This is a genomic window from Corynebacterium phoceense (genome assembly GCF_900092335.1).
In the GTDB taxonomy this organism is placed as follows: domain Bacteria; phylum Actinomycetota; class Actinomycetes; order Mycobacteriales; family Mycobacteriaceae; genus Corynebacterium; species Corynebacterium phoceense.
This window is the reverse complement of record NZ_LT596208.1, coordinates 1,640,746-1,664,104: the sequence shown is the minus strand read 5'-3', so window position 1 is coordinate 1,664,104 and position 23,359 is coordinate 1,640,746. Positions and strand designations below refer to the sequence as shown.

23 protein-coding genes and 1 pseudogene are annotated in these 23,359 nt (G+C 63.9%); 16 read left to right on the top strand and 8 right to left on the bottom strand.

What is annotated here, in order from left to right:
• Positions 1 to 154: 154 nt before the first annotated feature.
• The 14 genes from BN9444_RS12085 to BN9444_RS12025 all read left to right on the top strand — a co-directional run bounded on the left by BN9444_RS12085 (position 155) and on the right by BN9444_RS12025 (position 11,252).
• Positions 155 to 1,366 carry an ABC transporter substrate-binding protein gene (locus BN9444_RS12085; protein WP_066511386.1) on the top strand — a complete coding sequence of 404 codons (1,212 nt, stop codon included), beginning with the start codon at positions 155 to 157 and terminating at the stop codon, positions 1,364 to 1,366.
• 3 nt (positions 1,367 to 1,369) lie between these two features.
• Entirely contained in the window at positions 1,370 to 2,458 is a 1,089-nt protein-coding gene (locus tag BN9444_RS12080; protein WP_005528313.1) for a FecCD family ABC transporter permease, read from the top strand.
• Positions 2,452 to 3,204, top strand: coding sequence for an ABC transporter ATP-binding protein (locus BN9444_RS12075; protein ID WP_046646211.1), 753 nt, complete (start codon positions 2,452 to 2,454; stop codon positions 3,202 to 3,204). Before BN9444_RS12080 ends, BN9444_RS12075 begins: the two co-directional genes overlap by 7 nt.
• Complete coding sequence (locus tag BN9444_RS12070) at positions 3,182 to 4,462, top strand: glutamate-5-semialdehyde dehydrogenase (RefSeq protein ID WP_066492502.1); 1,281 nt, start codon at positions 3,182 to 3,184, stop codon at positions 4,460 to 4,462. The genes BN9444_RS12075 and BN9444_RS12070 overlap by 23 nt, the downstream gene beginning before the upstream one ends.
• The gene (locus BN9444_RS12065; RefSeq protein WP_066492500.1) at positions 4,463 to 5,296 is read left to right on the top strand and encodes an alpha/beta hydrolase family protein; all 834 of its coding nucleotides are present in this window, start codon (positions 4,463 to 4,465) and stop codon (positions 5,294 to 5,296) included.
• Between the two features lie 43 nt (positions 5,297 to 5,339).
• Positions 5,340 to 6,260, top strand: coding sequence for a cutinase family protein (locus BN9444_RS12060; protein ID WP_066492499.1), 921 nt, complete (start codon positions 5,340 to 5,342; stop codon positions 6,258 to 6,260).
• 31 nt (positions 6,261 to 6,291) lie between these two features.
• On the top strand, positions 6,292 to 6,903 hold the full coding sequence (gene nadD, locus BN9444_RS12055) for a nicotinate-nucleotide adenylyltransferase (RefSeq protein ID WP_066492495.1): 612 nt from the start codon (positions 6,292 to 6,294) through the stop codon (positions 6,901 to 6,903).
• A gap of 73 nt (positions 6,904 to 6,976) precedes the next feature.
• Entirely contained in the window at positions 6,977 to 7,447 is a 471-nt protein-coding gene (gene rsfS / locus BN9444_RS12050) for a ribosome silencing factor (RefSeq protein WP_066492492.1), read from the top strand.
• A gap of 6 nt (positions 7,448 to 7,453) precedes the next feature.
• Entirely contained in the window at positions 7,454 to 8,152 is a 699-nt protein-coding gene (locus BN9444_RS12045; protein WP_068802001.1) for a histidine phosphatase family protein, read from the top strand.
• Positions 8,152 to 9,015 carry a DegV family protein gene (locus tag BN9444_RS12040; RefSeq protein WP_066492489.1) on the top strand — a complete coding sequence of 288 codons (864 nt, stop codon included), beginning with the start codon at positions 8,152 to 8,154 and terminating at the stop codon, positions 9,013 to 9,015. The genes BN9444_RS12045 and BN9444_RS12040 overlap by 1 nt, the downstream gene beginning before the upstream one ends.
• Before the next feature lie 431 nt (positions 9,016 to 9,446).
• Positions 9,447 to 10,055, top strand: a complete 609-nt coding sequence (locus BN9444_RS12035; protein WP_141681594.1) for a ComEC/Rec2 family competence protein — start codon at positions 9,447 to 9,449, stop codon at positions 10,053 to 10,055.
• Between the two features lie 8 nt (positions 10,056 to 10,063).
• A complete protein-coding gene (locus BN9444_RS14560) occupies positions 10,064 to 10,213 on the top strand; it encodes a hypothetical protein (protein WP_154666918.1) in 150 nt (49 codons plus the stop codon).
• Between the two features lie 65 nt (positions 10,214 to 10,278).
• The gene (locus BN9444_RS12030) at positions 10,279 to 10,611 is read left to right on the top strand and encodes an ankyrin repeat domain-containing protein (RefSeq protein WP_066492529.1); all 333 of its coding nucleotides are present in this window, start codon (positions 10,279 to 10,281) and stop codon (positions 10,609 to 10,611) included.
• The gene (locus BN9444_RS12025) at positions 10,608 to 11,252 is read left to right on the top strand and encodes a LysE family translocator (RefSeq protein ID WP_066492478.1); all 645 of its coding nucleotides are present in this window, start codon (positions 10,608 to 10,610) and stop codon (positions 11,250 to 11,252) included. The genes BN9444_RS12030 and BN9444_RS12025 overlap by 4 nt, the downstream gene beginning before the upstream one ends.
• Here the strand turns inward: BN9444_RS12025 and BN9444_RS12020 are convergent, their stop codons facing one another.
• The 4 genes from BN9444_RS12020 to BN9444_RS12005 form a co-directional block, all read right to left on the bottom strand.
• On the bottom strand, positions 11,253 to 12,887 hold the full coding sequence (locus BN9444_RS12020; RefSeq protein ID WP_068801999.1) for an alpha-keto acid decarboxylase family protein: 1,635 nt from the start codon (positions 12,885 to 12,887) through the stop codon (positions 11,253 to 11,255).
• Between the two features lie 59 nt (positions 12,888 to 12,946).
• Entirely contained in the window at positions 12,947 to 13,768 is an 822-nt protein-coding gene (locus BN9444_RS12015) for a DNA adenine methylase (protein WP_068801998.1), read from the bottom strand.
• Positions 13,769 to 13,848: 80 nt separating this feature from the next.
• Entirely contained in the window at positions 13,849 to 14,112 is a 264-nt protein-coding gene (rpsT, locus tag BN9444_RS12010) for a 30S ribosomal protein S20 (RefSeq protein WP_066511407.1), read from the bottom strand.
• 168 nt (positions 14,113 to 14,280) lie between these two features.
• A complete protein-coding gene (locus BN9444_RS12005; RefSeq protein WP_066492468.1) occupies positions 14,281 to 14,808 on the bottom strand; it encodes a type II toxin-antitoxin system PemK/MazF family toxin in 528 nt (175 codons plus the stop codon).
• An 18-nt stretch (positions 14,809 to 14,826) separates the two neighbouring features.
• Here BN9444_RS12005 and lepA point away from each other — a divergent pair, with 18 nt between their 5' ends.
• Positions 14,827 to 16,674, top strand: a complete 1,848-nt coding sequence (lepA, locus tag BN9444_RS12000) for a translation elongation factor 4 (RefSeq protein ID WP_066492466.1) — start codon at positions 14,827 to 14,829, stop codon at positions 16,672 to 16,674.
• A 209-nt stretch (positions 16,675 to 16,883) separates the two neighbouring features.
• Here the strand turns inward: lepA and BN9444_RS11995 are convergent, their stop codons facing one another.
• Positions 16,884 to 17,972 carry an alpha/beta hydrolase gene (locus BN9444_RS11995; RefSeq protein WP_066492462.1) on the bottom strand — a complete coding sequence of 363 codons (1,089 nt, stop codon included), beginning with the start codon at positions 17,970 to 17,972 and terminating at the stop codon, positions 16,884 to 16,886.
• Positions 17,973 to 17,997: 25 nt separating this feature from the next.
• Here BN9444_RS11995 and BN9444_RS11990 point away from each other — a divergent pair, with 25 nt between their 5' ends.
• The gene (locus BN9444_RS11990) at positions 17,998 to 19,326 is read left to right on the top strand and encodes a M20 metallopeptidase family protein (protein ID WP_066492459.1); all 1,329 of its coding nucleotides are present in this window, start codon (positions 17,998 to 18,000) and stop codon (positions 19,324 to 19,326) included.
• On the opposite strand, the gene BN9444_RS11985 is transcribed toward BN9444_RS11990, so the two are convergent.
• The 3 genes and pseudogenes from BN9444_RS11985 to BN9444_RS11975 all read right to left on the bottom strand — a co-directional run bounded on the left by BN9444_RS11985 (position 19,282) and on the right by BN9444_RS11975 (position 23,358).
• Entirely contained in the window at positions 19,282 to 19,647 is a 366-nt protein-coding gene (locus BN9444_RS11985; RefSeq protein WP_066492457.1) for a hypothetical protein, read from the bottom strand. The two genes, BN9444_RS11990 and BN9444_RS11985, sit on opposite strands and share 45 nt — an antisense overlap.
• Positions 19,628 to 21,411: pseudogene (locus tag BN9444_RS11980) on the bottom strand (BCCT family transporter). The gene BN9444_RS11985 and the pseudogene BN9444_RS11980 overlap by 20 nt, the downstream one beginning before the upstream one ends.
• A gap of 357 nt (positions 21,412 to 21,768) precedes the next feature.
• Complete coding sequence (locus BN9444_RS11975; RefSeq protein WP_068801997.1) at positions 21,769 to 23,358, bottom strand: FUSC family protein; 1,590 nt, start codon at positions 23,356 to 23,358, stop codon at positions 21,769 to 21,771.
• Position 23,359: the final 1 nt, after the last annotated feature.

Below are 23,359 nucleotides of genomic sequence, written 5' to 3'. Positions count from 1 at the left end.
AAGAGGATGTTATTCAGCTTTAAAGTGACCTAAATCAAACTCGGGGGGACCATTTCCGGGTCTATGCGAGTGGTTGTATGCTCAAGCGTATTCCAATTAGCTAAGCCTTAGTTAACTTATCTATGGATTGACTGTGAGCAAAGGATTCTCTTTCATGACCCATTTCAACGTGCCCAAGTACTCCGTCCGCATTGCGGCAGCCACCCTGGCCATGCTCGCATCCGCGACTGCGTTGAGCGCGTGCAGCAACAGCGAAGACACCTCCGCGTCCACCGGCTCTACCGGCGCCGCGGGGGACACTGCTTTGGCCATCACTGACGTCGCCGGCCGCGAGGTCACCTTCGACAAGCAGCCTGAGCGTATCGTTCTGGGCGAGGGCCGCGGCGTGTTTGCTACCTCGATCCTCAACCGCGAGGATCCGCTCGAGCACGTCGTTGCACTCGGCAAGGACTTGCATGAGGCTGCACCCAGCTTCGAGTCCAAGTTCGCCGAAACCAATGCGGCGTACAAGGATCTGCCGACTATCGGCAACATCGCCAAGGGCGACGTAACCGTCGAAAACCTGCTCGCGCAAAAGCCGGACGTCGTGGTCATGACCCTCGACCACAAGAAGGGTGCGGAAAAGACCGGCTTCCTAGACAAGATGGATCAGGCCGGCCTGAAATACGTCTTCACCGACTTCCGCCAGAAGCCATTGGAAAACACCCCGAAGTCCATGGAGGTCTTCGGCCAGCTCTTCGGTCACGAGGACAAGGCCGCAGAGTTCAACAAGTTCTACACCGGCAAGGTAGATGACATCAAGTCTCGCGCGGAAAAGGCGGGCAATAAGCCGCGCACCCTGGTCTGGCGCGCAGCGGGCCTGAAGGATTGCTGCTCCACGGTCAAGGACTCTAACCTAGGTGACCTGGTTAATGCCGCCGGCGGTGAGAACCTGGGCGATAGCCTGCTGGACACCGAGTCTGGAGACCTTACCGCAGAAAAGGTGCTTGCTGAGCAGCCAGAGCACATCATCGCCACCGGCGGCGCATGGGCCAAGAACCCGGAAAAGCCGGAGGTCCTGCCGCACGTGGAGATGGGTTACGCGGCCAAGGAAGAAAAGGCGCAGGAGACCCTCGAAGGCCTGCTCAAGACCCCGGGCTTTGATCAGCTTGAGGCCCCAAAGGAAGGCAACTTCCATGCTGTCTACCACCAGTTCTACGATTCGCCTTTCAACGTCTTCGCCCTGGAGCAGTTTGCCGTGTGGATGCACCCAGAAACCTTCAAGGACTTAGACCCAGAAAAAGACTTCGCTGACTTCCACGACAAGTGGCTGCCCATCGACTACAGCGGCGTTTTCTTCACCACCAAAGACGCACACAAGCACTAGAAAATGGCACTTTTGACCTCTTCTGATCGTTCGCAGACTGACCAGAAAACCGAAACCAACCAGGTAATCGCCGAGTACCGAAGCAATAACTTACGCAAGGTACTCACCATCGGTGGACTGGTGCTGGCGGCCTTCGTGGCCTTCGTTGTCGCCACGGTGGTCGGCCCGATTCACCTTTCCCCGATGGAGATGTTGCGTGGCATTTTCTTACCGGGCCAGGTGGATGAAACCACCCGCACGGTCCTGTGGAACCTGCGTCTACCGGCGTCGGTTATGGCCGTGCTCATCGGCGCCGCATTGGCGCTATCCGGCGCGCACATGCAGACCATTCTGGATAACCCTTTGGCCGAGCCTTTCACCTTGGGTATTTCCGCCGCCGCGGCTTTCGGTGGCGCGGCCTCCATCGTGTTGGGCTGGACCGTGCTGGGAAATCCGCAGTTCAATCTCGCGGCCGTCGCTTGGCTGTCGGCTCTCGTGGCTGTGGCCATCGTCGCAGGTGCGGCGGTGTGGCGCGGCGCTAGTGCGGAGTCAATGATTCTGCTTGGCATCGCCCTGGTATTCCTCTTCCAGGCGCTGCTTTCGCTGATGCAATACAGCGCCTCGACTGAGGCCCTGCAGCAGATCGTCTTTTGGACCATGGGCTCACTGCAGCGCGCGAACTGGGTGTCCAACCTGATCATCGCCGCCACCTTGCTCATCGCTGTGCCCTTCACCGTCTTCAACGCGTGGAAGCTCACGGCGCTGCGCCTGGGCGATGAGCGCGCGGCAGCGCTGGGCATCAACGTGCAGCGGCTGCGCGTTTCCACCCTCGTGGTGGCATCCTTGCTGGCCGCAAGTGCCGTTGCTTTCGCCGGAATCATTGGCTTCATCGGCTTGGTTGGCCCACATGTGGCGCGCCTTCTGGTGGGCGAGGATCAGCGTTTCTTCGCTCCGGCCTCCATGGCAGCGGGCGCGATGCTGCTGGCGGGTGCCCACGCGGTATCCATCACCATCATCCCCGGCGTTGCCGTGCCCATCGGCATCATCACCGCTCTTGTTGGCGTTCCTTTCTTCGTGCTGCTCATCTTCACCAAGAGGAGGATCAAGTGCTGAAAGTAGAACAAGCATGCGTGAACTTTGGTAAACGGGAGGTTCTAAAGGGCGTTGACCTCCCAGAACCAGGCCCCGGCACCATCGTCGGCCTTATCGGTCCGAATGCCGCGGGCAAGTCCACCTTGGTCAAAACCATCGCTGGCATCCAAAAACTAACTTCGGGTACGTGCGATACCGGTGATGCCACCGTGGGCTACGTGCCGCAGGACCTTTTGACCAGCGCCTCCCTGACCGCCTTTGAATCGGTGGTCATCTCCGCTAAGCGCGGCTCGGCCAACGCCTTGGAATCGGCGGTTGAGGCGCTCGAAAAGCTCGGCATCGTGCATCTCGCGCACCGCTACGTCCACCAGCTCTCGGGCGGCCAGCGCCAGCTCGTTGCCGTGGCGCAGATGCTGGCCCGCGAGCCGGATCTAATGCTGTTGGATGAGCCGACCTCCGCGCTCGACCTGCGCCACCAGGTGCATCTGCTGGATACCTTGCGCAAGGAGGTCTCCCGCGGGGCGGTGGCGTTGGTAGCTATCCATGATCTCAACCTGGCCGCGCGCTATTGCGATGAGCTCGTGGTTCTCCACGGCGGCCGCGTGCATGCCCATGGAACGCCCGCAGAGGTGCTGAACACCGAGCTGTTGGGTGAGGTCTATGGCATCCGCGCTCGAGTCATCGATGACGAAGGCGTGCCCATGGTCTGTCCTGTCGAGGCTAACTTCAGTAAGCTTGAGCCTCATGAGCCAACTCACTCGCGATGAAGAACGAGACCAAGTACTAAACCTGGCACGTCAGGCGAAGAAAGTTGCGCCGCGGTTCGCGCAGCTTTCTACCCCGCGCAAGAATGAGATTCTTCTGCGCGCCGCTGAAAACCTGGTGGCCCGCACCCCTGAGATCCTCGAGGCCAATGAGCGCGACGTCGCCGCTGGCCGCGCGGCCGGGATGAATGATTCTTTAATCGACAGGCTCTCGCTTGACGCCACGCGCGTCGAAGGTATCGCCGGCGGCCTGCGCCAGGTCGCCGCCCTGCAGGACCCAGTAGGGGAGGTACTGCGGGGCCACACCATGGACAACGGCATCCAGATGAAGCAGGTGCGCGTGCCGCTCGGCGTCATGGGCATGGTCTACGAGGCCCGCCCGAACGTCACGGTGGATGCCTTTGGCCTTGCGCTCAAGTCTGGCAACGTGCCGCTGCTGCGCGGATCTAAGTCCGCACGCAACTCCAACGAGCAGCTCGTGGAGATCCTCCAGGACACCCTTGAGCACTTCGACCTTCCACGCGAGGCAGTGCAGCTGCTGCCGTGCGAATCGCATGACTCGGTCCACGACCTCATCACGGCGCGTGGGCTTGTCGATGTGGTCATCCCGCGCGGCTCGGCGCGGCTGATCAACGCGGTGGTGGAGAACGCGACGGTCCCGGCCATCGAGACGGGCACGGGTAATTGCCACTTCTACGTCGATAAGAGCGCGGATGTGGACAAGGCGATTGCGATGGTCATCAATGGCAAGACGCGCCGGCCGTCCGTGTGTAATTCCACGGAGACGGTGCTCCTCGACGCGGCGCTGCCGGACGCGGAGAAGCTACGCGTCATCGCGGCGCTGCAAGATGCGGGCGTGACCATTCACGGGCGCGTGGCGGAGCTTGAGGGCTTCGGAGTGAAGAATGCGCTCGAGGCGACCGAGGAAGAGTGGGCGAACGAGTCGCTGTCGCTGGATATCTGCGCCGCGGTCGTCGAGGGCGTCGATGGCGCGATTGCCCATATCGCGCGGTTCTCGACAGGCCACACGGAGGCCATCGCTGCGCAGGACGCCGATGTCCTCATGAAGTTTGCCAACGAGGTCGACGCGGCGGCGGTTATGCTCAACGCGTCGACGGCGTTCACGGACGGCGAGGTCTACGGCATGGGCGCGGAGATTGGTATTTCCACGCAGAAGCTGCACGCGCGTGGGCCCATGGCGCTGCCGGAGCTCACCTCGACAAAGTGGATCCTGCAGGGATCCGGACAGACGAGGCCGTAGATGAAACGCGTGCGCTGTGCGGTGGTAGTATCCGTGCTCTCCGCCGCCGCGGCAGCGGCAGCGGTGCCGGGGGCATCGGCAAGCGAGGTGTGCCCTGCGGTGACCATTGTCGCGGCGCGCGGCTCGGACCAGGACCCGGAGCACGGGGATTTCCTGGGACCCGCGCGCTATGGCGAGCGGATGTCCAACGGCTACGAGGGGCCGAATATCGCGGGCCTGCTGCACTTGGCGGAGGAGCGCCACCCGGGACTCTTCGACGACGCGGAGGTGCTGGGGCTCGACGAGCACACGTACCCGGCGGCGATGAACCTGCCGCCGCTCGCCAAGGACGGCGAGCGGCTTACGTCGAGCCAGACCACGGAGCGGCTGAGCAGCGTGCTCGAGGAGCATCCGCTGCCGGAGCTTGCGTATGGCACGACGGTGGGTGCGATTGACTCGGTGGTGCGGGGTGCGCGGAACGCGCCGGGCTTCTTGCATGCCCGGGAGGCCGCGACAGGGTGCCATCCTGACTATATCGTGGTCGGCTTCTCGCAGGGCGCCGTCATCGGCACGGCGCTGGAGCAGAAGCTGGGAGACCGCGTCAAGGGGGCGATGTACATGGGCAATCCGGTGCCGTGGCATTCGCCGAAGTCGGTGAACTACTGTCTGGGCGGGGACGTTATCTGCCGACCGACGGTGCCGAACGCGGTGGACGCGCTGCAGACCAAAATGGAAGTGCACGCTAGTTACTTTGAAACCCCACGCGTCACAGATGCGTACTTTGCTGACAGGCTGGCCGGATGGGTGAAAAATTCACAGGAAGTCCAACGTGCACATAGAGTTCCAAACCAGTAGGGTGTCCTAGCGAATAAGAAAATACTGGGAAGGTTTTCACGCCGTGTTTAAACACATTTCAGCCAAGTTTGGCTCTCTGGCGGCATCGGCAGCCGCTGCTCTCGCCCTCATTGCCGCTCCGGCGACCCTCAACGTACCGGAAGCGAAGGCAGACGTATGCCCGGCCGTCGTTGTGGTTGCGGCCCGCGGCTCCGGGCAAAACAGCCAGATTTACCCCACGTGGTACTCTGCTGGCGCGCCGTACGCTTCCAACGGCTGGGAGGGCGAGACCATCCGCGCCATGTTGCGCACGGTGGAGTCGCGCTACCAGGCCACGCACGGCGGCGCGTCTGTCATGAATTCGGTCTACGTCCTGGGGCTTACGCCGCAGGACTACCCGGCGACGTACCCGGCCTACACGGTGCCGGATGTGGGACTGCCGCAGGGCATTGGAGACGTCATCGCCATCCTTGCGCAGTACGCCTCCCCGGTGTTGAACACAGCGATTTCCGCGGCCAACCAGTTCAACTACTCCGTGCAGACTGGCCGCAAGGGTGTTATGAACGCCATCAACGGCTACGAGCGCGCCTCCGGCTGCCGCCCGAAGTACATCCTCACGGGCTTCTCCCAGGGCGCGATGGTCCTCGCCGAGCACGAGAAGGAGCTCGCCGCTCGCGGTCAGCTCGCCGGCGCGGTCTACATGGGCAACCCCATGACGCGCAAGGGCGACCCCACCACGGTGGGCAACACCGCCACTGAGGGCGGCCCGCTGGGTTGGACCCCGCTCAACACGGTGACCGCGGCCGGCACGCCGAACCGCATCAACTACTGCCTGCCGCAGGACGGCGTGTGTGATACCTCCGTGGGCACGCTCATGGCCTCGCGCGGCAACGGCGGCAACCACGGCCGCTACTTCCAGTGGTGGTCCCAGTGGGATAACCAGGTGGCAGACGCCGTCGGCCGTTGGATCGACCAGGCGCGTTAGGCGGCTACCCCCAGCGGTTACAATGCCATCCATGACTGCACAGCGCATTGGCATCATGGGTGGCACTTTTGATCCCATCCACAATGGCCACCTCGTCGCGGCCAGCGAGGTCGCTCACCGTTTCGATCTCGAGCAGGTCATCTTCGTGCCCACCGGCCAGCCGTGGCAAAAGACCGGCGTCACGGACGCGGAGCACCGCTACATCATGACGACCATTGCGACGGCGTCCAACCCGCGCTTCCGCGTCTCCCGCGTGGACATCGATAGGGAGGGCGAGACCTACACGCTCGATACGCTTCGGGACATCGGCAAGCTCTTCCCGGGTGCCGAGCTCTACTTCATCACGGGCGCGGACGCCTTGGCCTCCATTACCTCGTGGCATGACTGGGAGCTCATGCTTGAGCTCGCGCACTTCGTGGGCGTGACCCGTCCGGGCTATGAGCTCACGAAAGACATGCTGCCGGCGGACGCCACAATTACGCTCATTGATATCCCCGCCATGGCGATTTCCTCCACGGATTGCCGCACGCGCGCGAAGGCCGGCCAGCCGGTGTGGTACCTCGTGCCGGACGGGGTCGTGCAGTATATGGCCAAGAACCATCTCTACCTTCCCAACCAGAACCGCGTGCTGGGCCTTAACTAGTGCTGAACTAGGAAAAATGGCCAGGCCGTGGGAAACTAGAAATAACCAATTCACGACCATTAGAGGAACACAATTGTCTATTACGGACACCGCCCGCCGCATGGCGGAGATCGCTGCGAAGGCCGCGGATGAAAAGCTCGGCGAGAACATCGCCGCCATTGACGTCTCTGACGTTCTTGCCATCACCGAGGTCTTTGTCATCGCGTCTGCGGAGACGGAGCGCCAGGTCGCCGCCATCGTCGAGGAAGTTGAAGACGAACTCACCGCCGCAGGCTTTGAGCCCAAGCGCCGCGAGGGTAACCGCGAAAACCGCTGGGTGCTGCTCGACTACGGCCACATCGTGGTCCACGTCCAGCGCGAGGGCGAGCGCGACTACTATGGCTTGGACCGTCTCTACCACGACTGCCCGCTCATCGACATCGAGGGCATTGAAACGCCCGAGCGTCCCGGCGAGTGGAGCAACGAGGTTAACACCCGCGAAGTCTCCGATATCGAGGACATCCCGCTTGCTGGCCCCGCGCCGGAAGACGAGGAAGAGTACTAAACCATCATGTCCCGCCGCCTCATTCTGATCCGCCACGGTCAGACCACCCATAACGCCACTGGGCGCATGCAAGGCCACTTGGACACCGAACTGTCCGAGCTGGGCTACACGCAGGCCGAGGCGGCGGCACGTCTGCTCGCAGACAAAGGCATCACCCGCATCCTGGCTTCGGACTTACGCCGGGCCGCAGAGACCGCGCGCGTCATCGGCGAGGCCTTGGGCGTGCCGGTGCTTTCCGATGCCCGCTTGCGCGAGACCAACTTAGGCGACTGGCAAGGCCGGCGTTCTGTAGACATCGATGAGGAGTTTCCCGGTGCGCGCGCCATATGGCGCCACGATCCCACGTGGGCACCGCCGGGCGGCGAGTCCCGTGTCGACGTCGCGCGCCGCGCACGTCCCGTCATCGACGAGCTCATGGAGTCCTATCCCGAGTGGAATGACCATGCCGTGCTCATCGTGGCGCACGGCGGCGCGATCTCGGCGCTCACCTGCCAGTTGCTGGGGCTTGATGTCGCGCAGTTTGGCATGCTCTCAGGCCTGAAGAATACGCACTGGTCGCAGCTCACCGCGCGGCCGCGGTTTAATCCGGAGACGCCGCTGGCACCAGCCTGCTTTACGGAGACCAACGTCGCTGAGGCGACGTGGTACTTCGACGGCTGGAACATGGGCGCGCGCGTATCCGGCGACGGCGGGGCGGATATCTAGTGGCCGTACGCGTAGTCACTGACTCCTCCGCGGGTCTGCCGGCAGACATCTGCGAGGAACTCGATATCACGGTGCTCGACCTCCACGTCATGGAGTCCGAAGCCAAGGACGGACAAACGGAGACCTCGACCTCGGGGCTCTCGGCGTTGGAGCTCGCCGCGGCGTTTGGCCGCCAGATGGAGCGCGCCCACGACGATGGGGTAGTGGCTTTGCACCTGTCGCGCGAGCTGTCCTCCACGTGGTCCGCGGCCGTGACGGCTTCGGGCGTCTTCCCAGATACCGTGCGCGTCATCGACTCGGGGACCGCAGGCATGGTGCTGGGAGCTGCGGCGATGGCCGCGGCGCGCCTAGCGCAAGACGGCGCGAGCCTCGACGACTGCTACGACGCGGCCCAGAACACGCTCGACCGCGGGCGCACGTGGGTCTACGTCCACTCCACGGAGGAGCTGCGCAAGTCTGGGCGCATCTCCACGGCCACGATGGTGCTGTCCACGGCGCTGCTGGCCACGAAGCCCATTCTCGCGATCCAGAACGGCAAGCTGGAGCTCGTGGGCAAGACGCGCACGCAGACCAAGGCCTTTACCAAGCTCACGGAGCTCATCCAGGAACGCGCGCAGGGTGAGCCGTGCTTCGTGGCCATCCAGCACAACGAGGCGGAGGCCGCGGCGGAGACGCTGCGGGGGCTGCTTGAGCAGATGCTGCCAGCGGACTCGACGTTTATGGTCATGCCGCTAGGCGACGTCATGGCGGTCCACACGGGCCCCGGCGCGCTGGGCGTGTCCGTAGTCTTTAGCTGTGAGCAGGGGCCGGACCCGAAGCCTGCGCATAAGACGACGTTCGGGTGGAAGCCTCCGCAGAAGTAGTTTATTCTGGGCCGCATGGGCCAGAATGCGTCGCAGCGTTCGGGCGCGGGGAGGCTGGCTGACTTGCTGGCGCCGACGGGGGAAGAAGAGCTGCTCAACGTCGAGTATCCGCGCCCGCGCCTTCGCGTGCCTCTCATCCCCGCCGTCGTGGCGGGCCTCGTGCTCATCGCGGGGGTCCTGCTGTGGAACCAGCGGGAGCCCCAGCCGGTACCANCGGGAAAGTCCTCGAGGTCGCACGGCCCGGCGCGGTGGACGCCCTCTTTACCGACGAGCGATTTCCGGATGGCACGCGCGTCGTCGTTGAGCACGGCGTCATCACGGCGCATGCGCCGCCCGAGGGCTGGTGGGCGTTCGCGGGGGCGGTGAAAGAACATTTCCGCGCGAAGGTCGCGGCACATACGGGGGCGGCGGGGCAGAATCTCATTCCGGCGATGGTCCTGGGGGACACCGAGCTGCAGTCGCACAGCGAGCTCTATGCGGACACCGGGTTGTCACATCTGAGTGCGGTGAGCGGGTCCAATATCTCGATTGTGACGACGACGGTCTTTGTCGCGGCGCGGCTGCTCGGCGCCGGTCCTAAGTTGCAGGTGGGGCTCGCGCTTTCGGCGATGGCGTTCTTCGTAGGGTTGGTGGGCCCGGAGCCGTCCGTGCTTCGCGCGAGTGTGACCGGTCTCGTCGGCTTGGCCGCCGTGGCGAACTCGGCGCGCATGCAGCCAGCGCACGCGCTGTGTTTAGGCGGGATCTTCTTGTTGCTCTACCGGCCAGACCTCGCGACGAACTTTGGATTCGCACTGTCCATGGCCGCGACTGCTGGGCTCATCGCGCTGTTCCCGGCGCTCTACCGAATGCTCGCCCCACTGCGGCTGCCGGACGTCGTGACGCGGGCGCTGGCCGTCGCGATGGCGGCGGATATCGCGACGCTGCCGTTGGTTGCGGCGATGACGGGGCGCGTCTCGCTCGTCTCGGTGCTGGCCAANATGACCAGCGCGGCGATCAGTTCACGTTGGCGAAGCAGACGGGGCTCAATCCCTTCGTGGTGAAGAACAGCATGCGTGTCGCGCGCGGCTGGAGCGGGGATAACATCTCAAAGGCCGTCATCATCGTGGAAGAACTCGCCGCGACGACAGTGGGCCAGGGCGGCGATCCCGCCTACGAGGTGGAGGCGGCCGTCCGCAGGATTGCGGAGCTGGCGGGCTAGACTGATTCTCCGTGGAAAACAACACAGAAGAATCAGTGGAAGAATTCGCCTCCAAGCTTTTTGATATGGCGCGCCACGGCGACCCTACGCTTATCGAGTACGTGAAGCAGGGCGTCAACGTCGACTTGGTCAATCAGGACGGCCAGTCCTTCCTCATGCTCGCGTCCTACAACGGACAGCTGGAGCTCACCCGCGCGCTGCTCGAGGCGGGTGCGAACCCGAATCTGCTGAACGATCGCGGGCAGTCGCCGCTGGCGGGCGTCATCTTTAAGAAGGAAGAAGCGATTATTGACCTGCTCGTTGAGCACGGCGCGGACCCGTTGGCGGGCCAGCCCACGGCAGTGGATACGGCGCGCATGTTCGGTCGAGACGACCTCGTGGAGCGTTTCGCCCAGTGAGCCTGAGCGCGTACCTCACCGTTATCGTCGCCAACCTGCTCGGCGCGCTGTCGCCGGGCCCGGACATCATCCTCATTCTGCGCACGGCGACGCGCTCGCGTCGCCATGCGGTGGCCGCGGCCTTCGGCATCCAGGTGGGCGTACTCATGTGGGTCTCGCTCACGGTGCTGGGTGCGGCGGCGCTGCTCACGGCGTTCCCGGAGATTCTCGACGCCGTGCAGATCGTGGGCGGCGGCTGGCTCCTCTGGATGGGCCAGGGTTTGGTCCGCTCGGGCTGGGAGAACCGCACCTCGCCGCCAGTGGGTCTGGCGGAGGCCGCCGCCGCGCTGGGCACGGTGCGCCACACGTTCGTGCAGGGGCTCACCACGAATCTGTCGAATCCGAAGATCGTGTTGTTCCTCGCCGCGCTGGTTGCACCGCTGTTGCCGGCGCATCCGAGCGTGGGCACATCCGTCGCCCTGATCCTGGGGCTGGCGTGGAGCTCGCTCGCACTCTTCTTGGTGCTGAGCTTCGTGGTGTCCACGCGGGCGGTGCGCCGCAAGATGCTCGTGGCAACACCCTTTATCGACTTGGGCGCCGGTCTCTTCTTCCTCGCGGCCGGCGCGGTGCTGGTCGTGCGTGGAGTGACTGCACTGGTTTAGCTATTTCGCGGCCAGTGCCTCCGCGACGCGCACGAGCTGCTTGGGATAGTCCTTCTTGCCCGTGCGCACCTCGAGGAAGACGAGGCCGGGGTGGGCCTTCGTCTTCTCGAAGGCGGCACCCAGCTCGTCGAGCGTTTCCGCCTTGAGTGTGAGGCCGAAGTCGCCTGCGCCGAAGAAATCGAGGGCCTTCGACCAATTCCACGCGGGGATGTCGTTGTAGTACTGGTCCTCGCCATGGATGGCGCGCTCAACGGAGTAGCCATCGTTATTGACGAGCAGGATGACGGCGGGGATGCGCTCGCGGATGAGCTGGCCGATTTCCTGGATGGTGAGCTGCGCGGAGCCGTCGCCGATGAGCAAGACGGGCCGCCGGCGCGGCTCGGCGAGTGCGGCCCCCAGGGTGGCGGGCAGCGTGTAGCCGATGGAACCCCACATGGGCTGGCCGATAAAGACCGTGTCGCTGGGGAAGTGGTGGGCGGCCAGTCCGAAGAAGGAGGTGCCCTGCTCGGCGAGGACGAGGTTGCCAGGGGTGAGCGCCTCGGACAGTGCGCACCAGAGCTGGGACTGGGTAAGTTGTGCAGAGTCTGCGACGGCCTCCGCCTCGGGCGCGCCGGTGGGCATGTACTCCGGTTTCAGGTCTGTAATGACTTTCTCGAGGATATCGATGGCGCGGTGCATGCTCAGCGGGGTGTAGGCATTCGTGCCGATGAACGCCGTGTCGCGGCGGACGTCGATCTGGTGGGACTGCTCGATCTTGGTGGTGAAGCCCGCCGTGATGTTGTCGGTGAAGTCCACGCCAAGGGTCACGAGCGCGGTGGCATCTTCGATGGTGTGGCGGCAAGACTCATAGGAAGCCGCGCCGGCGTAGATGCCTGCGAAGTTGGTCTCCTCCTCGTTGACGACGGTCTTTCCCCAGCTCAGCGTGGCGACGGGGACTTTGGTCTTTTCGAGGAAATCTGCGAGCCGGTCTTGGGCACCGAAGCGGTGCACGAGGACATCGGCAAGCACGGCAAGCGTGCGGCCGGGCAGGAAGGCGCGAAGGTCGCGCTCGAAGTCGCGGGCGGCGGCCTCCGAGTCGTGCTGTTCGATAAGGGGTAGGGGACCGGTGGGCGGCTCGGTGGGAGTCTCCGCGACGTCCGCGGCGAGGTGAATGACGCCGGGCTTGCGCTGGAAGAGGACTTGGACGATGAGGTTATCGATCTGCGCACGGGCAGTCATGGCGTTGAGGTCCTCCGCGATGCAGGAAATCTCGCGGTCGATGCGGTAGAACTTGCCGATGTCCCCGTCGCCCAGCGTGTGATGGATCTTGGCGCGGGAGGCCTGGAGCTCCTTGCGCGGGGCACCGACGATGTGGATGACGGGCACGTGCTCGGCGAAGGAACCGGCGAGCGCATTCGTGGCGGAGAGCTCGCCCACGCCAAACGTGGTGAGGAACGCGCCGATCCCACGGAGACGGGCGTAGCCGTCTGCCGCGTAGCCGGCATTGAGTTCGTTAGAATTGCCAACCCAGCGGACCGTGGCGTGATCGACGACGTGATCCAAAAACTTGAGGTTGAAATCGCCTGGGACGCCAAAGAGCTCGGTTACTCCGACGCTGGACAGACGGTCAAGCAGATAATCCCCGATGGTGTACATGGGTCTTTCTCCTTCGTGTCAGGTGAGTGCGGTACCTCACACTGTAGAAGAAAAGTGGTTCAAAAGTTACGTACGAGGACCTCGTCGACCTTGCCGCGTTTCGAGGCGACGGAATTGATGGCGCGGTTCGCGCCGACGGTCTCCACCGTGTAGTCGGCGTAGAGCTCCGTAATAAAGGGCGTAGCCGAGTTAGAGAGCAGGAACTTTGCGCCGTTGTAGTCGAGTTCGTCGCACGCGAGCTTCAGCGCGATTTGGTCCGCGTGGCTAAACCCGCCCGACTGGTACCCCGTGAAATTGCTCGTGGGGGTGACCGGATCGTAGGGCGGATCGAGGTAGATGAAGTCGCCCTCGCCTGCGCCCTTCAAAACTGCGTGGTAGTCGCCGTGGAGGAGCGTCACGTCATTGCCGCGGAGGTAGCGCGAGACCGCCTGCAGGGTCTTATCGTCGCAGATGGCCGGGTTCTTATAGCGACCGAACGGCGCGTTGAACTGCCCGGCGTTGTTGACGCGATAGAGCCCGTTGTAGCACGTCTTGTTGAGGTAGATGGTGCGGGCGGCGCGGGAGACACTCGAAAGCTCGGCAAAGCTTGAGGAGCGGTCGAGGCCGCGCAGCTCGTAGAAGAAGTCCTCGTTGTTGGGGTAGGTCTTCAACAGCGCAATGAGCTCGTCGACGTGGTCGCGCACGACCGTGTAGACGGTGATGAGCTCGCTGTTGAGATCCCCCGCGATGGCCTGCTGTGGCGCGAGGCTAAAGAGCACGGCGCCGCCGCCGAGGAAGGGCTCGCGGTAGCGCTCAAACTCCGGCACGACCGCGCGGATGGCGGGCAGCAACTGGCGCTTGCCGCCGACCCACTTGAGGAGCGGCTTGAGGGAGGACGTCATGGAGAAAAATATACTGGACGAATGTATGTTCGACTCTATAGGCAAAAAGAAAGGCGGCCTGAGCCGCCTTTACTTTTTAGTTACGCCATCTTGTTGAAGGCGTTGGCCATACCCGACTTCTTGTTCGCGGCGTTGTTGCGGTGGAACACGCCCTTGGAGACGGACTTGTCCAGAGCGCGGGAAGCAACGCGGAGCTGCTTCTCGGCACCAGCCTTGTCGCCAGCCTCGACGAGAGCGCGGAACTTGCGGATCTCGGTGCGGACGGCGGAGCGGACTGCCTTGTTGCGCTGGCGAGCCTTCTCGTTGGTGATGATGCGCTTCTTCTTGGACTTGATGTTTGCCATTGAAATTACCTCTTGGGAATCGAAATGATTACTGTTAGCGACTTACCCCGCACGGACATGTCCCGATTTCTCTCGGCGCGAGTGTTCGAAGGGCGAACCCAAGGTCCTGCTCGTCCCGACTCGCGCGCCACGGTGCGTGGAAGCAACCTGAGTAGCTTAGCAGAGAACCTATCCCCAGTGGTAACGGGACCTGAGCCGGTTGGCAATCCGCTCGAAGCGGCGCTCCGGGAAGAGCGTGCCTTGGCGGCGGACTTGCTCCTCCGCGATCTCCAGGACCCGGTCGAGGCGAATCCAGCATTGACGGCCTTGCTCGTCCCACTCGCCCGAGCCGATGGGCAGCCAACAGTCGTCCGTGGAGTGGTCCGGGTTGGGGGAGATGAGAAGCCCCAGAATGGTTGCGCGCGTCCTGCCTACGACGAGGACCGCGCGTTCTTGCGGGGGAGTCGTCGGCGTCCACACCCACACGACCTCACCGGAGTCAGCCTGGCCGTCCATATCGGGGGCAAAGAAGATGGAACGCGCGCGGGATTCGGTCTTCTCAATCCGAATCTTCGCGGCCTTGCGGATGGTCGCGCGGCGTCCGTGCAGGCCAATGCGGTCATTAATGCGGCGCAGACCGGTGTCCAAGGGGTGGGCCTCGCGAATGGACAATGCCCTTTTAATTCGCGTCCATCCGGTTGGGTTCGCGCTCGTCATGTCGACTATTCTAAACCCATGTCTAAAAACTTTGCGGCCACTACGTTTACGGATCCAGCCCGAATCCGAAACTTCTGCATTATCGCCCACATCGACCACGGCAAGTCGACGCTGGCTGACCGCATCCTGCAGCTGTCCCAGGTCGTAGAGGAGCGCGACATGCGCGACCAGTACCTGGACAACATGGATATTGAGCGCGAGCGCGGCATCACCATCAAGGCGCAGAACGTGCGCCTTCCCTGGATCCCCCGTTCGGGTCCCTTCGAGGGGCAAGAGATCGTCATGCAAATGATCGATACCCCCGGCCACGTGGACTTTACCTACGAGGTCTCCCGCGCCCTCGAGGCGTGTGAGGGCGCCATTTTGCTTGTCGATGCCGCCCAAGGCATCGAGGCTCAAACCCTCGCGAACCTCTACCTGGCGATGGAAAACGACCTGGAAATCATCCCGGTCCTCAACAAGATTGACCTCCCTGCGGCTGACCCCGAGAAGTACTCCCTGGAGATCGCCAACATCATTGGCTGCGAGCCAGAGGATGTTCTGCGCGTCTCGGGCAAGACGGGCGAGGGTGTTGACGCATTGCTTGACAAGGTCGCCGAGCTCGTTCCCGCTCCGACCTCCGATTTCGGTCCGGACGCCCCCGCGCGCGCCATGATCTTCGACTCCATCTACGACACCTACCGCGGCGTCGTCACCTACATCCGTATGGTCGACGGCACGCTCAAGCCGCGCCAGAAGGTCACCATGATGTCCACGGGCGCCAACCACGAGCTGCTCGAGGTGGGCATCGTCTCGCCGACCATGCAAAAGTGCGAGGGCCTCGGCCCCGGCGAGGTTGGCTACCTCATCACCGGCGTAAAGGACGTCCGCGAGACCAAGGTCGGCGATACCGTCACCTGGGCCTCCGGCGGCGCCGAGGAACCTCTCGAGGGCTACGCCGATCCTAAGCCGATGGTCTACTCCGGCTTGTTCCCCATCTCCCAGGCCGATTTCCCGGACCTGCGCGACGCGCTGGAGAAGCTGCAGCTTAACGATGCCTCCTTGACCTATGAGCCCGAAACCTCCGTCGCCCTTGGCTTTGGTTTCCGTTGCGGCTTCCTGGGTCTGCTTCACATGGAAATCACCCGTGACCGCCTGGAGCGCGAGTTCGACCTGGACCTCATCTCCACCGCGCCGTCAGTGACCTACCGCGTGGTTGGCGAGGATGGCGCCGAGCAGATCATCCACAACCCGTCAGACTGGCCGGAAGGTAAGCTCCGCGAGGTCTACGAGCCGGTAGTGAAGACCACCATCATCGTGCCAGCGGACTTCGTGGGCCCGACCATGGAGCTGTGCCAGTCCAAGCGCGGCCAGATGGGCGGCATGGACTACCTGTCTGAGGACCGCGTCGAGCTGCGCTACACCATGCCGCTGGGTGAAATCATCTTCGACTTCTTCGACCAGCTCAAGTCCCGTACCAAGGGCTACGCCTCCCTCAACTACGAGGACGCTGGCGAGCAGCTCGCGGACCTCGTCAAGGTCGATATCCTCCTCAACGGCGACCCTGTCGACGCCTTCTCCGCCATCGTCCACCGCGACTCTGCGCAGTGGTACGGCAACAAGATGACGAAGAAGCTCAAGGAGCTCATCCCACGCCAGCAGTTCGAGGTGCCGGTCCAGGCCTCCATCGGCTCCAAGGTCATCGCGCGCGAGAATATCCGCGCGATGCGCAAGGATGTTCTGGCCAAGTGCTACGGCGGCGATATCTCGCGTAAGCGCAAGCTGCTCGAGAAGCAGAAGGCCGGTAAGAAGCGCATGAAGTCCCTCGGTTCGGTCTCCGTTCCGCAGGAAGCCTTCGTCGCAGCGCTGTCCACCGACGACGACTAAACCGTGTCACCTCCAAGCCCGCCCTCGTGGCGGGCTTTTTCTGTCCAGCTTTGGGTTTATGGCGCCTTGACGCCTCATTGGGGTGGTGAATCACCACAAAACCAAAGCTGGCGCGGTTCGGTCGGGCTTAGATTTGGGTTTATGACGTTTGGGGCCGTGGTGGCGGTGCCGAGGCGCTATAAACCCAAAGCTGGCGAGCGGCGGGGTGATTAGTAGAGAGCGGGGCGGATAGCCGCCCATGCGGGAGCGAGTTGGCCCGAGAACATGGACCAGTCATGGACGCCACGGTCGAGATAGTTCGTGGTGTGCTCGATGCCGGCGCGGGTAAGAGCAGAGTCGAGACGCTGCGTGCACTGGCGCGAGCCTGCCTCGAGCAGCGTGCCGCCAATCTGATCCGTGAGCGGCTTGCCAGCGTAGCCGCGCTGGTCGGCCTCGGTGACCTCGCCGGTTGCCGCGGAGAGGTAAATGCGCGTGCCGCGCAGGCCTTCCGGGTGCGAGGTGACGTCGTTGCGCTTCCAGTCGGACGCGTCCCACATGTTGGCGGTGCTGCCGCCGCCGTTGCCGACGGTAAGCTCCACGGTGCCGCGGCCCGTCGGGTCGAGTGTCGAGTAGCAGCCGGAGATGCCCGCGACGGCGTCGAAGAATCCCGGATTGTTATTGGCCATCATGACGGCGCCGGAGGCACCCATGGACAGGCCGATGGCGGCGCGCTTGCCGTTATTGGGGATTTCGCGGTCTACAAGCGGGGCGAGTTCCTTCGTGTAGAACGTCTCCCATTTCATGCGGCCGAGCTTGGGGTCATCGCGGCGCCAGTCCTGCCACATGGAGGAACGGCCTTGGTTGGGAATGATGACGGTGGCATCGGAGTCCGCGAAGACCTTCTGCGCAATGCCGCGTTTGATCCAACCGGAGGTCTCCGGCGAGTCGACGCCCTCGAAGAGGAAGACGACTGGGCCGGTGCCCACGAGGACGTCGGCCTCGATGACGCGGCCCATGGCCGGTGAGGCGATGTCCCAGCGCTCTTGGCGACCATCGACCTTGTGGCGGGTGATGGATGCGGAGGGGAGGGAGGTGATGGGGTGGGGATAGGCGGCATCGGAAGCAGCCCAAAGATCGGTGAGAAGCTTGGCGTTGGGCCCCAGCGCGCCGAGGAGCGTGGTGACGGCCTCGACGGTGACGCGGGAGGAGCCGTGGTTGGTGCTGGAGAGCTGGTGTGCCTCGGAGGAAAGGTCCTGGGCGTGGGCCGCCGGGGCGGCGAGGGTAAGGGTAGCGGCGAGAGCAAGAGGGAGAATTCGCATGCGCGTTACCTTACAATAGGCGGGCATGACTACACCCCACATTGGCCAGCAGCTCCCGCCGCTTCCGGCGCCGGGCGCGACCTTGCAGGGCGAGCCTGCCGTCGACGTCCTGCGCAGCGAAGCTAAGGAATTATTGAATAACCTGCAGGTTATTCGGCGCGACCTGCACGAAAACCCTGAGATTGGAAATCAGCTTCCGCGTACGCAACGTCGCGTGCTCGAGGAGCTCGAAGGTCTGCCGCTGGAGGTGTCGACCGGCTTAGCCGTGTCCTCGGTCGTCGCGGTGCTGCGCGGGGGTAAGAGGGGCGACCATCCGGTCTCGGTGTTGCTGCGCGCAGACATGGACGCGCTCGAGGTGGGGGAGCGCTCTGGCAGCCCCTTTGCTTCGACGAATGGCTACATGCATGCGTGCGGCCACGACCTACACACGTCGGCGCTCATTGGCGCGGCGCGCATGCTCTGCGCGCACCGCGAAGAGCTCGAGGGCGACATTATTTTCATGTTCCAACCGGGCGAGGAAGGCCCGGGCGGCGCGCAGCCGATGATTGAGGAAGGTGTGCTTGACGCGGCGGGGCGCCGTCCGATTGCGGCGTACGGTTTGCACGTCGGCCCGCAGGACTTTGGCACGTTCAACCACGCACCGGGGCCGCTCATGGCATCCTCGTCGAACCTTCGCATTACGGTGCTGGGCAAGGGCGGTCACGGCTCGCGCCCGCACGACGCGGTGGATCCCGTGCTGGCGCTGGCGGAGATTCAGCTCGCGCTGCAGTCCGCGGTCACGCGCCGCTTTGACGCGCTCAATCCGGTGGTCATCACCGTGACCAACCTCTGGGCGGGCGACGGCGCGATTAATGCCATCCCGGAGCGCGCGGGCTGCTCGGCCACGGTGCGTGTGCTTGACGATGCCGCCATTGAACGGGTCCGCCAAGTCATCACCGAGGTCACCACCAATGTCGCAGCGGCGCACCGCTGCTCTGTGGAGACCGAGTTCGAGGTGCTCTACCCGTCCACGAAGACGAATGCGCGCGAGGACGCGTTTGCCGCGGGCGTGTGGGCTCGCCAGTTCGGGCAGGAACGCGTGGTGCGCATGCGCACGCCGATGATGGCCAGCGAGGACTTTGGCGTCGTGCTTCAGCAGGTACCGGGCACGTTCGCGTGGCTGGGCACGGTTGACCCGAGCCTGCCGGAGCAAAAGCGCGAGTGGAATCACTCGCCGCTCGCGCGCTTTGATGATCGCGTGCTCGGCGATCAGGCGGCGGCGCTGGCTGCGGTGGCGGTGGAGCGACTGCATGCGGCGCAGTCGCACCCGTCACCGACGATTCATGCGGCGCGCCAGGCTGCCCACCAGGTATAGGACCACCGCGGCCGCGATGAGCGCAAGGGTTTGGGGCAGCCAGTAGAGGGGGTAGTACTGCGCTGCATACCCGGCTGCGGCGGGATCGTCGAAGAGACGGTAGGCAAGAACGGGAATCCACCACAGGCGGTGGAGTGCGAGGAGGACGCCGGGGATGAGCAGCCAGCGGAAGCGCCAGCCTGCGATTGCGATGAGCACGAGGCCGACGATGGCGAGCAGCGAGAACGGGCCGCCTTCGGTGAGGAAGAGATGGTCGATCTGGTGCTGCTCGGCGAGTGAGTAGCCGTCGAGGACGACCTCACTAGGAATTCTTGTAGCCATCGGCCCATTCTCCTGTCTCGAAATCGTAGTCGACGTTCTCGCCGTCTTCGTCCGTGCGCTGGTACCACTCAGTGTAGCGGTCCGCGGCGGAGTCGAAGTCGGAACCGGCGCCGCGGCCCTCTTCCGCATGCTCGACGGAAATCTCGAAGTCGTCTCCGTGTTCCTCGATGCCGCGGACGACGGCGTTTTTGACGGCGGTGCGCGCGTAGGCGCGGCGGATAAACATCGGGTCGGAGTGCAGGTCCTTGATGAAGGCGACCATCATGACGAGCAAGACAACGCTAAACGGCAGGGCTGCGAGGATGGTGAGGTTCTGCAGTCCGGAGAGGACCTCCTCGCCGCCGGTGAGCAGCATGACGACCGCGATGCCCATCATGGACAGACCCCAGAAGACGACGACGAATTTATTGGGGTCGGGTCGCCCTTGGAGGACATGGTGCCCATGATGACGGAGGCGGAGTCCGCCGAGGTCACGAAGAAGACCGCGAGGACGAAGAGCAGCAGGAACGGCGTGATGGTACCCAGCGGCAGATCCTGGAACATGGCGAAGAGCACCTGTTCGTTGGATGCGGAGCCATCGAAGCCCTCGAGCCCCTTCTGGTTGAAGCTAATCGCGGTGCCGCCAAAGACGGTGAATGCGAGAATGAGGATGGCCGTGGGCGCGAAGACCGTGATGAGGGTGAATTCGCGCAGGGTGCGGCCGCGGGAGATGCGGGCGACGAACATGCCCACGAACGGGGTCCACGCAATCCACCATGCCCAGTAGAACGCCGTCCAATAGGACTGGAACTCGATGGTCTCATCACCCCAGGACAGGCCCTTGGCCATCATGGGCAAAAGCTGGTCGAGGTAGGTGATAATGCCCGACGGGATGAGGTTGAGCAGCAGCAGCGTGGGGCCCACGATAAAGACGAAGATGACGAAGCCGAGCGTGAGCGTGATGTTGATATTCGACAGGTAGCGCACGCCGCGCGAGACGCCGGAGACCGCGGACAGGATAAACGCGCAGCCGAGGATGCTGATGATAATGACCAGGCCCGTGTTCGCCACCGGGTGGCCGGAGATGATGGTCACGCCCTCGCCAATTTGGATGGCGGAGACACCCAGCGTTGCGGCGGTGCCGAAGAGGGTCGCGACGAGCGCGAGGGCATCGATAAGCTTGCCCAGCGGGCCGTCCGTGTCGCGGGAACCGAAGAGCGGCTTGAAGATGGAGGACACGAGCGGGACGCGGCCGCGGCGGTAAGACGAGTACGCGATGGCGCCGCCCACGAGGGCATACGCCGCCCACGGGGAGATGCCCCAGTGGTAGTTGGCTTGTGCCATGGCCTGGTGGAGGGCCTCGACCGAGTTGCCGTCCACGGTGTGCGGCGGTGGGGTGAGGTAGTGCGACAGCGGCTCAGACGGGCCGTAGAAGAAGATACCGACGCCGATGCCAGCGCCGAACATCATGGCGATCCAGCTAAAGCGGCCGAACTCGGGTTCTTCGTCATCTGTGCCGAGCTTGATGCGGCCCAAGCGCGAGAAGCCGACGTAGGCCATGACGAAGATCGCGAGGATCATCGTGATGTTGAGCAGCCAGCCGGCGTTCGTAATCGCCCACGAGAACGCGGCTGAGGAGACATTGGCCACGGAGTCAGGCCAGATGACGCCCCAGATAATGAAGGCGATGATGAAGGCGGCCGTGGTGAAGAAGAGCGGCTTGTCGAGCCCGAAGCGGTTGCGCTGGTCATCGACGGAAATGCCCGGGACGAGGCCCGGGTGCATGTCGTGGGGATACAAGCCGACCGCGGTCTCCTTATCCGCGGGGTTGAGTGAAGAGTGGTAGGGATCCGAGGTTGTCACGGGAAATCCTTAAAGTAGACAGTGTCGCCAATTATCCCTGTGCGGCGCGAAGATTGCTACTATGTGGCTAATCTAGACCGGTAGGTGATACGCATGCATGTACCTGATTTTGATGAGGCCCTAGTGGAACTCGACGTCTTTGAGCGCGTCGAGGAGCATGTCCTCAACCCTGCCGTCCTGCTCGACATTTACTCCTCATAAGGTGTTGTAGCGCGCTCTTTCCGCCCGACGAGGTCGCGCTTGTCGAGTCGCACCTGGGTGAGGGCCGCGGCTACGAGGTTATCCAGACTTTTCTACTGCGCTAACGAGTTCGCGCAGCTCCGGCTCGGTGGGCCGGCGGTCCGGGTGAAGTGAGCAGAAGTCGAGCAGGTGATAGCCCGCGCGGCGCAGCCGCTGGTGGCGCTCCCAGAAAAGCTCACCGTGTCCATTGGCGGCGAGCGAAAGAATGGCACGGCGCTCGGAGAGCAGCTCATACTGGAGATCGCGGCGGGTGGTGAGCGCTGCGTCCGGGGTGGTGGTGAGCAACGAGCCGAGCAGCGTGGACATCGCCTGGACGCAGCGTGCCTGAAGACGCTGTTGATCCTGGGCCGCCGCACGGGGACGCCACAGCCACAGCACGGCGAGCGCGAGCGAGACGGACAAGGCAATCTCGGCGAGACGCGCCTCAATTGCCGCGAAATTCGAGTTGCCCATGAGAAGCGCCAGCGGCGTGGAGAAGATAACGCAGATCGCGTAATTGCGCACGACGAAGGTTTCCGCCGCGTACTGGCAGGCCGCGAGCGCGAGCAACAGCGTCCACCCGGAGACGCCGAAATAGTGGAACGCCGCGAAGAGACACACGCCCAGGCACGAACCGAGCATGCGCTGCACGCCGCGAATGGTGCCGGGCACGCGGTCGGGACCCCATTGGAGGACGAGGAGCACGGAGACCGCTCCCCAGTCCGGGCGGTTGAGCCCGAGTGCGAGCCCAATGAGCACGGTGAGCAGACCGCCCACGAGGACGCGCTGCGCCGCCAAGGACGGGTGCGAATTGCGCGTCGCCGAACGGTAGAGACGGTAGCGCGCGGTCGGGTTCGTGTGCGGAATGACGGTGCGGGAAGGATCGATATCCGCGGGTTCATCCGAGAGCAGCGCCGAATCCACGTGTTGTGCGGCGACGGCGCGTTGGGCGGCAAGCGTGCGGTCCACGAGGTCGCGCTGTGCGGGCTGGAGGATGCGGCCGCCGCGGATAATGGCGGCATCGGAAAGCGCTTGCCACGCGGAGACCAACGCGGTCTGCGCCTGGTGATGGTGGGCAAGCGTGGGCTCTTCTACGAAGGCGCGCGCGGCCTGTTCGACGCCGAGGACGCGGCGCTTCTCCGGCCCATGCGCGTCGAGGGCTGCGGGCAGCATGCCAAGGATGATGCCGGTGAGCGAACCGACCGCGCACCAGAGGCCGACTTCCCAGGCAGGCACTCCAGTGATCATGGTCGAGCCGCCGCCGACCATGACGATGAAGAAACAGCCCGGCGGCGGCAGGCGCAAGGCGTTTTGTACGAAGGTGCCCAGGACGCCGAGAGCTACCGCATAGAGACCGCCAGCGAGAAGGCCGTCGACGAGCACGCCGCCTACCGATGCCCCCAAGAGCAACAGCGCCGCAGTCGCCATCACCCGCAGGCGCGTGCGGTAGGGATGGCCCTCGCCGTAGATGACCGCGAACGCGCCGGCGGAGATGAGCAGGACCGCATGGTCATAGCCCAGGAGCAGCGCAATGGAGCCGGGGATGAGGATGGCGAGTGCTGCGCGCAGCGCGCCGGGCCAGCGGCGAACCTTCGAGTTGTAGGCGGTGAGTAACTGGAGGGGACTGGGTCTTTGGGGTAGCGCTTCCACG